This window comes from Candidatus Acidiferrales bacterium (assembly GCA_035934015.1).
In the GTDB taxonomy this organism is placed as follows: Bacteria; Acidobacteriota; Terriglobia; order Acidiferrales; family UBA7541; genus DAHUXN01.
Genome location: DASYYH010000023.1, coordinates 1 through 14079, shown reverse-complemented (window position 1 = coordinate 14079; position 14079 = coordinate 1). Strand labels below are relative to the sequence as shown.

The following is a 14079-nucleotide window of genomic DNA, read 5'->3' as shown; positions in this document are numbered from 1 at the left end:
TCGTGAAAGAACTGGAGAGCCTAACACGCCCCTCTTGAGAGAAAAGACGATTTTGTTCCCGGGCCTCGCGCCTTTTCTCCCGTGGCGCCGTCCTTTCGGGCGGTTATCTCATTCGCGACATCGCCGCGCTTCCCGCGCCATTTTCCTTCGCCCCTCCTGCGCATTCTGCTAAGATTTTCCCGTCCGCCAGTCCGGTCCGCAGCGCAAAACGAGCCGGTGATTCACGTTTGTTCTCAGTGTGGCGCGGTCACTAATCAAGACGTAGACGTGTGCCCGTTCTGCGAGGCTCCCGCCGCGTCCCCCCAGCCCTCGCCTTCCCGCCAGGCCGCCATCTCCGAAGAACCAGAATGGCGCCGCGAGGTTGCCCGCCGTCTCGAAGTTTACCGTTCGCGCCGCGGGCACGTTCTTTCCGGCGAGGATTCCGCGCAGCCCCAGCCTGCCTTGCCCTTTCATAGCCGCCTGCCGGAAGTCATCACCACGGCCGTCGCTCCGCGCACCATCGCGCGCATTCGTCCAACGGAGCGCGTCGAAATTCACGTCTCTCAACCGGAGCTTGATTTCTCCGTCGTCGAAAATTTCCGCCTCCATCCGGCGAAGACGTCTCTTCCCGTCGCCGAATTGTCCACGCGCCGCCTCGCTGGAATAATCGATGCCGCCATCGTCGCCGCCGTCTTCGTCGGTTTTCTCGCCCTTTTCCGCTCGCTCGGAGGCCAGCTCGGCTTCACGCGCCCGCAGCTCGGCGTTTACGGCGCCATTTTCTTTCTCATTTACGCGCTTTATTTCACGCTTTTCACTTTGTTTTCCGCCGCCACTCCCGGCATGCAGATCCGCAATCTTTCCGCCGTCGCCATCGACGGCACGTTCCCCGAAACGCGCCAGCTCCTCTGGCGCTGCTTCGGCTATGTGCTCTCTGCCGGCACAGTTCTGCTCGGCTTTCTCTGGTCTCTTTGGGATGAAGACAAACTCACGTGGCACGACCGTATGTCCCACACCTACATCACCCACGCCGCCGATTCTTCCGACGCCGACTCCGGCGAGCAATAGAAATAAGGCTGTTTTCTCCTTGAGCGCGTGTTCATTCGCATGCGTGTCTCTGCCCGTCTTGACTGAAAAGCCGCGAGGACGCGAGAGCGAAGCCCGCGCATGTACTGTTACCACGTCGGAGCAGGTGCTCCGATTATCCGCGTTTGCGCGATGAAATCAGGAATGCCTATTCAGGCAGTTGCGGGGATCACGTGACCCGTCGGAAAGTTCGGAGCTTATTTCACCGTCCGGTTGATTTCCGTGTTCTGAGCGGCGGCGATCAACCAGCCTCCGTTCTGCTGCGTAAGCACGAACGTGAACACGCCGCGCCGCAGGCCTTGCGTTCTTGTGTCCCCGCTTAATTCCCAGTCCACGTGAGCGAGCGCCACGTCTTTTCGCAAAAAGCGAACGTCAATATGAGTGAAGGTCATCGTGCTGTGCTTGAAGATCCCATAATACCTGAGGTTCTCCTTAGGCTGAGCACTTTGAGGGATTGTACCGTGCGAATATGCGTGTTGAGCCTGAATCTCTCTTCGCCCCACCCATCGAGTCCCTGCGACGTTGACGAACTCGGCGTCCGGTGTGAAGAGCTTGCCGAACGCCTCCATGTCGTGCCGGTTCCAGGTCGTTGCGAAGGCGGCGACAACGTTTCGCACGTTCTCTGTTTCATCCGGCGCTGCAACAATAGAAGTCGCCAGCATGGGAATCACGAGGGCAAAGGCGGCAAACAGCATTGACGCACGAGTCATAGGGAATTACCTCTTGAGCTTTCTGTCGCCCGAAAGCCTAACCCTCGCGCCCGGGGTCGTCAAGCGCAAGTTGGGCCCGCGCCTCATAATTCCGCTACGCGGCGTTCCAGCTCTCGTGCGATGCTGTCCGCATCCGTCCCCGCCGCGAAGGAAACCGGCGCGCCAATCGTCACGCGCACGTCCCCCGCTCGCGCCATGTGCTTGCCCGCTTGTTTCAACTCGAATAGGCCATCGATCCGCACCGGCACGACCGGCAAACGCAGCTTCGTTGCCAGCAGCCCGACTCCTCCGCGAAACTTCCCCAGCGCACCCATCTTCGTCCGCTCGCCTTCCGGAAACACCAGCACGCTCCATCCTTTGTCCGCCAGTTCGCCTGCAAATTCGAAGCTGTCGCGAAACCCGGAAAGTTTCGGCAGCGGGAAAACGTTGAACAGCGCAGTCACCAGCCAATAGTCCATGCGATTGATAATCCTTAGAAACCAGTGCATTCCCGCCGGATAGCGCATGCCGTAGAGCCGCTCCGCTTCCATTGCCGTCGCCAGCCGGTGGCGGAATTTCGCTGGAAGCGCCGCCAGCACGCATCCAATATCCACGTACGTCACATGATTCGCCACCACGAACACCGGCCCGTGAATTCCGCGCAAATGCTCGCGCCCGCGAATCCTCGGCCGCGCCAGCAGCCACGTCGCCGGCCACACCAGCAGGTAATAAATGAAAATCCGAATCCATGTCACCGGCCAGCGCTGCGCCCATCGCGGAAAGCGATGCGTCTGCGGACGCGCCGGCGGCTCGCGCAGCAGTTGTTCCAATTCTCCGACCGTCTTCGCTTCTGCAAATTTCGTCTCGCTCAAATCCACCTGATATTTTTCTTCGAGCGCGCTCATCAGCTCCACGCGGTCGAGCGAACTCAGTCGCAGATCGTGCTCCAGATTTGCATCGGGAGAGACACTCTCCGCCCCGCGCCGCGTCACGCGCGAAATGAATTCGCCAAGCGTTCCCGGCTTTGCCGCCGTCCCTTCGCCCGCTGGTTTTCCTCCGAATTTCGCCGCAATCGCCTCGCGAATTCGCGGCAGCACCGGCTTCTGCGTCGCCGTGCGCGGAAAATCAGGCCCGTTCCAGACGATCCATTGCCGTATGCGCTGATACTCCGCCAAATTCTCATTGGCTCGCGCGACAATCGCTTCTGCGCCGGCTCTCGAATCCTCCAGCAACAGCGCCGCGCACGGCTCCTCGTTTCCGTCGCGCGCAATTCCCACCACCACGCAATCTCGCACTCCCCTCTGCTTTTTCAATTCCGCTTCCAGATCCTCGGGGTAAACATTCATTCCCGCTGGCGTGACGATCACGTTCTTCCGCCGCCCCTTGAAAAAAAGATTCCCCTCCGCGTCGACTTCTCCCAAATCCCCGGTGCGAAACCACCCGCCTTCCCCGGCGATCGGTTCGAGTCTCTGTCCTTGCCAGTAGCGGGATGCCACGTTTTCTCCGCGAACGAGAATTTCTCCTTCCGCGCTGAGCTTCATCTCCACTCCCGGCATCACTTTCCCGATCGACCGCTTTCCCGTGCGGAACGGATGGTTCACGCTCACGAGCGCCGCCGTTTCCGTCAGTCCGTAGCCTTGAATCACCGCGTAGCCCAGGCGCTGCCAGAACGTCTCCACCGATTCCGGCAGCGCCGCGCCGCCGGAAATGAACGCCCAGAACTTCCATCCGAATTGCCTGTGGATCCGCCGGAATCGCCATAAGCGTTTCCAGATGCGCTCGTCCTTCGCCGTCTCGAATTTCGCGCGAAATTCCGCGCCGCCCCCGGCCGCTTCGATTTCTCGTTCCGTCTGCCCTTCGAGCGACTCGATCAATCGCGGCACGGAGACCAGCACCGTCACGCGCTCTCGCCGGATGGTTCGCGCCACTTCCGCTGGCGCAAGCGTATCCAGAAAAATCACCGTTCCGCCGAGCAGAGGCGGAATGAACATGCCCATCAGTTGCCCGAAGACGTGGCTCAGCGGCAGGAGATTCAGAAATCGAATGGGATGAAAAAATTGTTCGTAGCGCAAATACGGCTGGATTTGCGGTTCGAGCGGTTCGATGTTCGCCAGAATATTTCCGTGCGTCAGCACCACGCCGCGCGGCTCCGCCGTCGTCCCCGAAGTGAACACCATCTCAACGGGATCGTTTCGTCCAAGCGCCGGTGGTGCAATTTCCTTCGCGCGTTCTCCGTTTGTCCGACGCGCCGCCGCTTCTTCCAGATTCATCGCCGGAATTTGCGCATCCAACTCTGGGAGCCCGCTCGACTGCACCACGATCTTCGCCTGCGCCGCCTTGGCCACGCGCGTGGCAAAGTCCGGCGTGCCTGCACGGTCGATCGGCACCACCACAGCGCCGCGTAGTACGCAGCCGAAAAACGCCGCCACCCACTCCGCGCAGTTGTCGCCCCACAGCAGAACGCGGTCGCCTTTCGCAATCCCTCGCGCTGCGAGCGTGTTTGCAAATTCGCGCACTGCATCCGCAATTTCCGCGTAGGTCCATCGCTCCATGCGGTATCCGCGTCGGTGCGCCACGGCGATTTCCTCCCCGCGCCGCGCGTACTCATTCACGAATTCAGCAAGCGATTGCCGTGCCATGCTGGAGGGAAGTTTCTCTCATCCGGGCTGGGTTTCAAAGCAGCGCCTTCGCGCGACGCCTCTGCGCCGCGCGTCACGCGTTTCAGGAAAGCATTGCAGTCGCGGCCACAAAAACAAAAAGCCCGGCGGGGGACCACCTCCCTGCCGGGCCTTGTATAAAAATCAGCTTCGCGCCGACCGATCGCTCGCCGCGACGGATTTTAGTGTTGTTGCTTCTGCGGCTGTTGTTTCGCCACGTCGCCCTTCGTCGGATCCGCACCAACCCCGTTTGACGAATCGAAGCGCGTCAAATACGGCATGAACGGCGTCACTTCCAGCGGCATCTTTTCGCGCGCCGAAAGCAGTTGCACCGGCTTCGACTTCGCCAGCGCGACTGAATCGTCCCACGAATCCAGCACGATGCGCGAGCCCAGCGGCAGCGCGGCGATCTGATCCACCTTCGTCGCCTGCAATTGCGGCGCGGCCAGCATCAATTGGTCGGCCATATACACGTGATTTCCCAGATTCGCGCTGATCAGGCTTGGCAGTTCCTTCTGTTCTGCCGCCACCTGCTTCAAAAACAATCCTGCCGTGCCCAGTTGATTTTTGTAAATCGAATTTTTCAGCAGCTCCAGCGCTTTCTTCGCCGCCACTTCTTCTTCCTGCTCCGAAGTGCGGAACGACATGCGCTTCAGCGTATTTTCCGTCGTAACCATGGTCATATCGTTGAACGAATACGCATCCGGCAGCTCCTGCCCGGTGATGATTCGTCCCAGTTGATGCGCCAGAACCGCCGCCAGGCTCGGCTCATCCGGCAGCACGTCGAGCAGCCCGCGCGTCAAAATAATCGTGTGTCCCACCGTGAACGCTTCGAGCGTCGTCGTCAGCAGCACGCGGCAGCGAACTTCCGGCTCGATGTCCAGATTGTTCGGCACTTCGAGATTGTTCTCCACCTGATCCAGCAGCTTGTCCACCGGCCCCGGTGGCGCCAGCAATCCGTTGCGCTGCAGCCGGTCGAGAACATTGTCTTCGCCTTCGCGCTGCCAGTCCCGCTCCGCCATCACCGGCGAAACATCTTTCGAAGCGTCCGCCTGATCCTGAATCGGCTTCGCCGTCTCGATTGTCAGCGAGCTGAATTCTTCTTCATGCGCCGCGAGCTTCAGGTTGTAGCCCCACAGCCGCGTCTGCGACCGGTAGCGCACATGCCCCAGCGGAAAATCATTCAAATCCGATTCCGCGCTGTAGATGTACGTCGGAATCCACAATCCCGGCGCGACGTTCGCGCGCCAGCTGTCGAAGTGCAGGTTCCAGCTCGTGGTCGTCGAAACCGGCGTGAACACGCCATTGAACCGTACGATCGCGTAGCCTTCTTCTTCCACCCAGATCCGTCCCTGGAATCTTCCCTTGCCAGACTTCGGCAGCGGCGTCGCATCGAACACCAGGCACCGCACCGCTCCCAGAAATTCCCGCCGCACATAATCGAAGCGGTAGTGCTGCCGGTCAAAATAAATGGGATCGACAAAAATCATCTGCAAAAATCCCGCCGGCACGTAAGAATCCCCGAGCATCCCGGTGATGTCTTTGATCGGGTTCAGCTTGCTTTTCCACCCCTTCTTGTCGTTCGCGAGCATCGAACGGTCCACAACTCCGCGGCTCAGGTCCGCCACGCCCAGATAATAGTGATCCGTCTGCGGCACCTCGCCCAGTTGCGAGTCGTACCGCATATCTTGAATATAGGTTTCAACGATCGGGCTATACCGCCTCAGCGTGGCTACTTCCTGATGTTCGCGCGCGATAATCCGGTCAACGACTTGCTCAACTGTGGTTGGCTGGCTCGGCGTTGCTGCGGGCTGCTGCGGCGTCTGCGTCGGCTGCGGCTGCGCTTGCGTTTGAGATTGTGTTTGTGCTTGAGTTTGTCCCTGTGCTTGAGTCTGCGCGCTCGCGCCACCCGCCAGCGCCAGACCGAGAGCCGCTGCAAAAATGCAACGCAATCCCGTCCCCATGACTTCTCCCCCTTAATTCCTCAATCCAATTTCAATAGGCGAGTTCAAACTGAATTCGCACGTTTGCCGGAAAGTCCACCGGCCGTCCATCCTGCTCCGCCGGCTTGAATTTGATTTGCCGCGCCGCTGCTTCCGCGTTCTGATCCAGTCCGTGTCCCAGGCCCTGCACCACGCGCACGATGTCCACCTGTCCCGTAGCGCGAAAGATCACTTCGAGCACCACATCGCCTTGAATCTTGTCCTGCTTCCCCTCTGCAGTGTACTGCGGATCGGGCTTGTAGAGCACCACCACAGGTGTTTCATTGGCTACAGTGTTGGCTGCCTTGCGCACGTGCGGTCCGCTCGTCGTAACGCTGTCGTCCGCAAATCCTCCCTCTTGAACAACGCCTCCGTGCCGCCTTCCGCCCGCAATCGCCGAATCGTTGCCGAAGCCCGCGCTCTCCACCACTCCCTGCACGCCCTTCGCTCCGCCTCGTCCATTTCCCTTTCCGGGCCCGTCCGGCATGTCAAATCCGCCGGCCTGGCTGATGTTCACCGGGTGCGTCACTTTGTCCGTCGCTTTCAATCCATCGGGATCGCCGAATCCTCCCGTCTGCACCGGTGCTCTCGGTTTCTTCAAATCCGGCAGCGCGGAGCTTCCCAGCGACGTCGTCGGAACATCCGGCACCGCGCGCGCGAACTCATTCACTTTCGGCGCTTGCGTCGGATTGTGCCTCACCACGTTATGCAGGATCACCGGCGCCTTGAACACTGGCTCGATCATTTTTGGTTTCGGCGGGGGAGGAACCACGGCTGGCTTTTCGATCTCCGGCTTTCGCGGCATGATTCGTCTTGGTTGCACTTTCGGCTGCGGCTTCCACGGTTCCAGCCGCGGAACGGAAATGTGCATCACCATGTATTGCGTTGCCGTCTCCATCTGCTTCGGGAAAAGCAGCGGCAGCCAAAGCGCGCACGCCAGTACGAAAAATTCAATGCCAAACCCAGCGCCAAACGAACGCCATCGCGGCTTCCCGCTCGAGAGCAGCGTGAACCCGGTTGCATCTCCATAAAATCCGTTATCGTTCGACGACGGCATTCTTCCCCTTTTGAAACGCATCGCACGTATCCGCGTGAGACGATTGTAGTACTAGTCCTAGTGGCTGGGTGAATAGTACGATCGTACCAGTGAGAAATCTGGTTGCTCTATCCAGCAACCGAAGCAATTCCTGGCGTATTTCCGCATCTCGCTGGACCTCTGCTGATTTTTCGACCGTGCTCGATCAAACCCGGAATCGCACGATCAGTTGCGCTCTGCCCAGTCTTTTCCGATGATTTCCCATGCACGATCCTATCCAACATTTCATCGGATTTTTATTTCTTTTCTCTCATCTTGCTGCGCCATCGTATCTCTTTTTCATTCAGCGCCTGAAGACGCAGAGTCCGGGGCGATTTTCAGTTCGCGCATGGCGTTTGCTGCTGGGCAGTGGATTCGGCAAGCCGCCTGAGGAGAATTTTCTACCGTCGCCGTGCATTTTTCACGCGTCGCAAAGCGATAGGGGAGCCTGGGGGATCGTGATGCAAAAAGTCAAAATTCAAACTGGCCCCATTACTCCCGATTTTCCGTTTCGATGGAAACGGAAGCCGGTGCGGGAACTTTCGTCCCCGCACCGCATCTTTGCCGGATTTCAGAACCTCACGATCCGGACTGGATGAGCAAGTACACGGTTGTATTCGGTTGTCCGGCCGGTATCACCAGCAGAAGCACCGGTTGATTGTCCGTTCCAGCCAGCGCCGAACGGAATTCTTGAACAGTTGTCACTGGCTTGTGATTCACTTCCAGAATCACGTCGCCGCGCTGCAATCCTCCTTCGGCTGCATCGCTCGACTGCTCCACCGAATCCACCACGACTCCTTTGGTGGACAAGGGCAGATTCAATTGCTGCGCAATGTCCGGAGCGAGCGCTTCGACCTTCACGCCTTCCAGCGCTTTGCCCGGATTTTCCGAAGGCTCGGCTGGCTGCGCCGATTCTCCGCCTCCGCCGACTAAATTATCGGCCTGTTCCGGCGCGCCGGATGCCAGCGTCACCGGAACATCAAACGTCTTCCCGTCGCGGAAGACCTTCAAATGCATCACCGTTCCTGGAGCCGAATTCACGATTTGCGCTGTAAGGTCGCCAAAGCCGGTAATCGGCTCGCCGTTCAGCGCCAGGATGATGTCTCCGCGCTTAATTCCAGCCCTTTCCGCCGGACCGCCCGCCGTCACTTGGTTGACCAGAGCGCCCGTCCCGCCCGCCGTATAGCCGAATGCCTTGGCCAAGTCCGGCGTCAGGTTCGTAATCACAAGCCCGATGTGCCCGCGCTCCACTTTTCCATGCTCGATAATCTGCTGCATGATGTTGCGCGCCAGATTGATCGGTATCGCAAAACCGATTCCTTCATTTCCGCCTTCGCCATCCGGACCCGCCCCGCTCGAAAGGATCGCCGTATTGATGCCAATCAAATTCCCGTGGAGATCAATCAGCGCTCCGCCCGAATTTCCCGGATTGATCGCCGCGTCGGTCTGAATGAAATCCTCATACGATTGCCGGCCTCCCCGCTGTTGGCTTCCTTCGATATTCAAGTTGCTGCGCCCCATGGCGCTCACAATTCCCATCGTGGCCGTTTCTCCGATTCCGAAGGGATCGCCGATGGCGAACACCACATCGCCCACTTGCAGCTTCGCGGAATCTCCAAACGTCAGCGTCGGCAGTCCCGTCGCGTCGATCTTCACCACCGCGATATCCGTCTGCGGATCCGTGCCGACTACTTTTCCTTTGTACTCTTTATTGTTCCAAACAACCTCGATGTCGCTGCCGTGCGCCACCACGTGATTGTTCGTCAGGATGTAGCCGTCCGGATTGATGATCACGCCCGAGCCCAGGCTATGCTCCTTCTCCGTCTGCGGCACGCTTGGCCCAAACTGCCTTCCAAAGAACTGTTGGAAAAACGGATCGCCGAAAAATCCCGGCGCATTCTGTTGCGTCCGGATGACTCGCGTCGTCGAAATATTCACCACCGCCGGCAGCGCTGGCCGCACCACGGACGCAAATCCGTTCGAGAATCCTCCCAGCAGCACCGGATTCAGATTTCCCGCCATCTTCACCGGCACATTCGGCGCTCCCAGCACTTCATGGCTCGCCCAGCGAATTGCCCACGTACCCAAAAACGCTCCCGCGATTAGCGCGGCGATTAAAATCGTTACTGCCGCTCCTCGCTTCACTTGAACCACGCCACTGCTCATTTTCCGTACCTCCCTTATCATTTCTCGCGGGCCAACGGCCCAGCTCTATAATTGACGTTCTACAAGGAAAAAAGTCTCCGCAAGAAGGTTCGGTTCCGTCCCCATCCGGCGGGCGAAACTTGGCCGCCAGACCGGCTCTGCGCCTATTTTATCGCATTCCTGAATCATGGGTACGTCGGAGATGTATAAATCGGGCACAGGACCGCCCCGCTGGCTTTCTCCTTCTTTCCCAGCCGGCCGCCAGACCTTACGCCTTCTTGCGCACCACTTCATATAGATGCCAATCCTCTTGTTTTCGTTTACCCTCGCTTTTTCAGCGTTAGGCCACTTCGAATTTTTTGACCGTGCACAAGAAATCAAAATGTAAACTGACCCGGCGCCCGCTTTTCCTCGGCTTGCTTCGCGCTCTCCCATTTGACACAATACTCGCCGCTCGTTCGCGAGCTTTTTTCCCTGGAGGCGCAGAGAGATGTTCAAAAAGAATTCGAAATCTTCCGCTCTTTTCGTTTTTGTTTTCGCTGCGATTTTTGCTGTCGCCATTGGTTTCGCCGCGCTCACCAACTCTGCCTACTCCGCTGCGCCTCCCGATCCAGACGGCGGCACGCTTCCCGCGCTCTCCGCCATCGCCGGCGAAGCCATGATGAACATCCACGCCTACTCCGAGCTCGAAGATTTGAGCGACGACGTCGGCGCGCGCGTCACCGGCTCGCCGCAGTGCAACGCCGCGATTCAATGGGGCCTCGACACCATGAAAAAAATCGGCCTGCAAAATGTTCACGCCGAGCCCTGGCAGATTTTCCGCGGCTGGACGCGTGTCTCCGCCTCCGCGAAAATGATTTCTCCCGCGCCGCATCCTCTCATGGTTGACTCGATGGGCTGGGTCGGCTCCACGCCCGCGGGCGGCGTCGATGCCGATGTCGTGCCGGTCAACGTCTACGATCTCGAGGACGAGATCGCGCAAAATTCCGGCAACTGGCGCGGCAAAGTTCTCATCGCTGTGCAGAAGGGCGTCCGTCCCGCGAACGGCATGGCCGCGTTCGCCAAATTCGGCGACATGCTCAAGAAAGCTCACGAAGTCGGCGCCGTCGCCGTCATCGGCGGCCAGGGCGGCGCAAAATCCCAGGGCATGCATCTCACGCACACCGGCGCGCTCGGCTTCAACGTCTTTTACGACATTCCCGTCGTCAGCATTGCCGCCGAAGATCAAGAAATCATCGAACGCCTCCTCGACCACGGCAAGGCCGTCCGCATTCACATCGACGTGCAAAACAAAGTCACCGATGGTCCGGTGGACACCGCCAACGTCGTTGGCGAAATTCCCGGCACCGAGCATCCCGAGCAAGTCATCGTCGTCGGCGGCCATCTCGATTCCTGGGATCTTTCCGAAGGCTCGACGGATGACGGCGTAGGCGTCGCCACCACGCTCGGCGCCGCCGAAGCCATCGTTCGCTCCGGCATCAAGCCGCTGCGCACGATTCGCTTTGTCCTTTTCACCGGCGAAGAAGAAGGCCTGCTCGGCTCCCTCGCCTACACGAAAACGCACAAAGACGACATGCAAAATCACGTCGCCGCCGTCATTCTCGATAACGGCCAGGGCCCCGTCGTCGCTCTCAACATGGGCGGCCGCACCGACATGCTGCCCGCCGCGCAAGCCTTCGCCGCCTCGCTCAATGCTTTCGGCACCATCACCGCCAACGACAACACGGAATTCGGCACCGACGCTGGCCCGTTCATTCTCGCCGGCCTGCCCGGCATCAATCTCGATCAGGATTCGCCCGACTATCGCTACACGCATCATTCCGCCGTCGACACATTCGACAAAGTGGACGAAGCCGTCCTCGATCGCGACGCCGCCGTGCAAGCGCTTGTCGCTTTCTGGATCGCCGACCGTCCCGAGCGTCTCGCTTCGCCCTGGCCGCAGGAGAAAACCGCGCAGATGCTCATCGACAAGCACGACGACGTCTTTCTCAAGCTCTTCGGCATCTGGCCCTTCGGCAACCTCGGCCAGCAGCCCCAGCAATAGTTTTAATCTGTCATTCCGAGCCGTTCCGGCGGCTGGACCGCGGCAAGCGGCCAATGTCAAAATGTCGCCGGAACGTCCGAGGAATCTGCTTTTCCCCTTGCCGCGCCACACACAGCTTCATCGCTCGGCCGTTACGGGGCATGGTTCTATCGTTCGTAGGGGCGCTGCTTGCTGCGCCCGCGCCTGCCCCCATGCCGGGCGACGCGTCGCGCTTTTTGTTTGTCATCCTGAGCTTGCCTGCCGCGGCGGGCGGAGCGTTTTTCGCGCAGTCGAACGACCTGCTTTTCGCTTTCGCCTTTTCTAGCCACTCGCCACTAGTCACTCGCCACTGCCTTTCGATACCACTTGATCAACAATCCGTTTTGATCAATGATCCGGATCCTTGAGCACTCCAGAAAAAATGTCCCGTGCCTCCACTTCATTTCCGGGTGCCCCATCCTTCGCGTCCGGGCTGCGGCAAGCAGCCCAAGGTGAAGAAGTCGCGAAGGGTGGGTCTTTGCCGCAGCTTCCCCCTCCCGCCTTCCACGACTCGCGCCATCACATCAAAATCTTCCATGGCGACTGCCTCGACATCCTCGCCGCCCTCCCCGCCGGGTGCATCGACCTCATCTTCGCCGACCCGCCTTACTTCCTCTCCAATGGCGGCATCACCTGCCACGCCGGACGCATGGTCAGCGTCAACAAAGGCGATTGGGACCGTTCCCGCGGCGCCGAAGAAAATCACGAATTCAATCGTGCCTGGCTCGCCGCCTGCCAGCGCGTCCTCAAGCCCGACGCCTCCATCTGGGTCTCCGGCACATCTCACGTCATTCATTCCGTCGGCTTCGCCATGCAGCAACTCGGCTTCAAACTCCTCAACGACATCTCCTGGGTCAAGCCCAATCCGCCGCCCAATCTCTCCTGCCGCTATTTCACCCACGCCACCGAAACCATCATCTGGGCTGCGCGCGACAAAAAGTCCCGCCACAAATTCAATTACAAACTCATGTGCCAAATCGCCGGCGGCAAACAAATGAAATCCGTCTGGACCATTCCTCCTCCCGAGCCCTGGGAGAAAAAATTCGGCAAGCATCCCGCGCAAAAGCCTCTCGCTCTCATCGAGCGCATCCTTCTCGCCTCCTCCAGCGAAGGCGACCTCGTCCTCGACCCTTTCCTCGGCTCCGGCACCTCCGCTTTGGCATGCGCGTTGCGGGGGGGGGGCAAAAGTTTGTCGGAATCGAAAGCGAACGCTCATGGATAGAAATTGCGATTAAGAGAATCCAGTTCGCAACCAGCAAGCCCCTCTCGCCGCCGATTTCTGATGGGCATACTCACGGCGAGCATCCGCCCTCTTCGCGCGTTGATGACGGACGGTCACGCAGAGCTTCCGATCCTCCGCGCTCTAAAACAGCCTCCGCAGGCAGCGGATCCTAAAATGACGCCGCGCGACACGCGTACCGGCGGCGTACTCGAAGCAATGATCCTTCCCGCACTCCGTCGCGGGGGCTACGAATACAAAGAGCAGGTGCATATCGGGCCGCGGATCGGTGGGGGTAGGCACATGGTCGATGCAGTAGCTGAAAAGGCCGGCACGAAAACACTGGTCTCGCTTAAGTGGCAGCAGGTCGGCGGCACCGCAGAACAAAAAGTACCGTTCGAAGTGATCTGTCTTTCGGAAGCAGTTCGCGCCGGAACATACTCAAAGGCTTATCTTGTGCTCGGCGGCGAAGGCTGGACGCTGCGCAACTTCTACACGAGCGGCGGTCTCAACAGTCACCTCAAACACGCAAGCGACGTTCACATTCTAACGCTCGAAGGCTTCGTCGCTCGTGCCAACCAAGGCAACCTCTAGAATCGCACGTTCGGCTCTCGTAGGGGCGCTGCTTGCTGCGCCCGCGCGACGCCCCGCGTCGCGTTTTGACTTTTATAACCGGCCTGCCACTCTAACCACTTAATATATAATCGCCGCGTGCCCGCCCATTCGGCTTCTTCCCGCCGCTCGATTCGTCTCCACCGCTACGACTACTCCCAATCCGGCGGCTACTTCTTCACCCTCTGTGTGCCAAATCGCGCTTGCATTTTTGGCCGTGTCATCGATTACGAGATGAAATGTAATCGCGCCGGCGATGCTGTGTGGTCTGTATGGCGCGAGCTTCCTCTCCAGTTTCCAACCGTCGAGCTCGACGCATTCGTTGTGATGCCTAACCATGCGCACGGTATCGTGTTCTTACGGCCGCTTGCGGCCGCGGGCGCAGCAAGCAGCGCCCCTACGAAACCTACTCCGACGCTCGGACTGGTCCTTCGCGCCTTCAAATCCCTCTCCACCGCTGCAGTCAATCGCGCTCTCCACCGCACCGGCTCCCTCTGGCAACGCAACTACTATGAACACATCATCCGCTCTGGCGATGAACTCGACGCGATCCGCCTCTACATCGCGCACAATCCC

General features: G+C 59.4%; 12 protein-coding genes. 6 read left to right on the top strand and 6 right to left on the bottom strand.

The window, feature by feature from the left end; translation table 11 throughout:
• Window positions 1–168 precede the first annotated feature (168 nt).
• Complete coding sequence (locus VGR81_10840; protein ID HEV2289438.1) at window positions 169–453, bottom strand: hypothetical protein; 285 nt, start codon at window positions 451–453, stop codon at window positions 169–171.
• Between VGR81_10840 and VGR81_10835 the strand changes: the two genes are divergently transcribed.
• Window positions 442–1044 carry an RDD family protein gene (locus VGR81_10835; GenBank protein ID HEV2289437.1) on the top strand — a complete coding sequence of 201 codons (603 nt, stop codon included), beginning with the start codon at window positions 442–444 and terminating at the stop codon, window positions 1042–1044. The genes VGR81_10840 and VGR81_10835 overlap by 12 nt on opposite strands.
• A 215-nt stretch (window positions 1045–1259) precedes the next feature.
• Here the strand turns inward: VGR81_10835 and VGR81_10830 are convergent, their stop codons facing one another.
• The 4 genes from VGR81_10830 to VGR81_10815 form a co-directional block, all read right to left on the bottom strand.
• Window positions 1260–1772, bottom strand: a complete 513-nt coding sequence (locus tag VGR81_10830; protein ID HEV2289436.1) for an SgcJ/EcaC family oxidoreductase — start codon at window positions 1770–1772, stop codon at window positions 1260–1262.
• Window positions 1773–1855: 83 nt separating this feature from the next.
• The gene (locus VGR81_10825; GenBank protein HEV2289435.1) at window positions 1856–4390 is read right to left on the bottom strand and encodes an AMP-binding protein; all 2535 of its coding nucleotides are present in this window, start codon (window positions 4388–4390) and stop codon (window positions 1856–1858) included.
• Between the two features lie 200 nt (window positions 4391–4590).
• Window positions 4591–6372 (bottom strand): hypothetical protein, encoded by a 1782-nt coding sequence (locus VGR81_10820; protein HEV2289434.1) that lies wholly within the window; start codon window positions 6370–6372, stop codon window positions 4591–4593.
• A 31-nt stretch (window positions 6373–6403) separates the two neighbouring features.
• A complete protein-coding gene (locus VGR81_10815) occupies window positions 6404–7447 on the bottom strand; it encodes an energy transducer TonB (protein ID HEV2289433.1) in 1044 nt (347 codons plus the stop codon).
• A 242-nt stretch (window positions 7448–7689) separates the two neighbouring features.
• Here VGR81_10815 and VGR81_10810 point away from each other — a divergent pair, with 242 nt between their 5' ends.
• Complete coding sequence (locus VGR81_10810; GenBank protein ID HEV2289432.1) at window positions 7690–8064, top strand: hypothetical protein; 375 nt, start codon at window positions 7690–7692, stop codon at window positions 8062–8064.
• Here the strand turns inward: VGR81_10810 and VGR81_10805 are convergent.
• Window positions 8045–9631 carry a Do family serine endopeptidase gene (locus tag VGR81_10805; GenBank protein HEV2289431.1) on the bottom strand — a complete coding sequence of 529 codons (1587 nt, stop codon included), beginning with the start codon at window positions 9629–9631 and terminating at the stop codon, window positions 8045–8047. The genes VGR81_10810 and VGR81_10805 overlap by 20 nt on opposite strands.
• Before the next feature lie 469 nt (window positions 9632–10100).
• On the opposite strand from VGR81_10805, the gene VGR81_10800 reads away from it, so the two are divergent.
• The 4 genes from VGR81_10800 to VGR81_10785 all read left to right on the top strand — a co-directional run.
• Window positions 10101–11654, top strand: coding sequence for a M20/M25/M40 family metallo-hydrolase (locus tag VGR81_10800; protein HEV2289430.1), 1554 nt, complete (start codon window positions 10101–10103; stop codon window positions 11652–11654).
• A gap of 382 nt (window positions 11655–12036) precedes the next feature.
• Entirely contained in the window at window positions 12037–12894 is an 858-nt protein-coding gene (locus tag VGR81_10795) for a site-specific DNA-methyltransferase (protein HEV2289429.1), read from the top strand.
• A 174-nt stretch (window positions 12895–13068) separates the two neighbouring features.
• Window positions 13069–13485 (top strand): PD-(D/E)XK nuclease superfamily protein, encoded by a 417-nt coding sequence (locus VGR81_10790; GenBank protein ID HEV2289428.1) that lies wholly within the window; start codon window positions 13069–13071, stop codon window positions 13483–13485.
• A gap of 117 nt (window positions 13486–13602) precedes the next feature.
• Window positions 13603–14079, top strand: a 477-nt coding sequence (locus VGR81_10785) for a transposase (protein HEV2289427.1), incomplete at its 3' end; no start/stop codon positions are given.

Coding starts and splice junctions, on each gene's coding strand:
- VGR81_10820 (HEV2289434.1), bottom strand. CDS start 6,372: ATGGGGACGGGATTGCGTTGCATTTTTGCAGCGGCTCTCGGTCTGGCG.
- VGR81_10830 (HEV2289436.1), bottom strand. CDS start 1,772: ATGACTCGTGCGTCAATGCTGTTTGCCGCCTTTGCCCTCGTGATTCCC.
- VGR81_10840 (HEV2289438.1), bottom strand. CDS start 453: ATGAAAGGGCAAGGCAGGCTGGGGCTGCGCGGAATCCTCGCCGGAAAG.
- VGR81_10815 (HEV2289433.1), bottom strand. CDS start 7,447: ATGCCGTCGTCGAACGATAACGGATTTTATGGAGATGCAACCGGGTTC.
- VGR81_10800 (HEV2289430.1), top strand. CDS start 10,101: ATGTTCAAAAAGAATTCGAAATCTTCCGCTCTTTTCGTTTTTGTTTTC.
- VGR81_10825 (HEV2289435.1), bottom strand. CDS start 4,390: ATGGCACGGCAATCGCTTGCTGAATTCGTGAATGAGTACGCGCGGCGC.
- VGR81_10790 (HEV2289428.1), top strand. CDS start 13,069: ATGACGCCGCGCGACACGCGTACCGGCGGCGTACTCGAAGCAATGATC.
- VGR81_10810 (HEV2289432.1), top strand. CDS start 7,690: ATGCACGATCCTATCCAACATTTCATCGGATTTTTATTTCTTTTCTCT.
- VGR81_10805 (HEV2289431.1), bottom strand. CDS start 9,631: ATGAGCAGTGGCGTGGTTCAAGTGAAGCGAGGAGCGGCAGTAACGATT.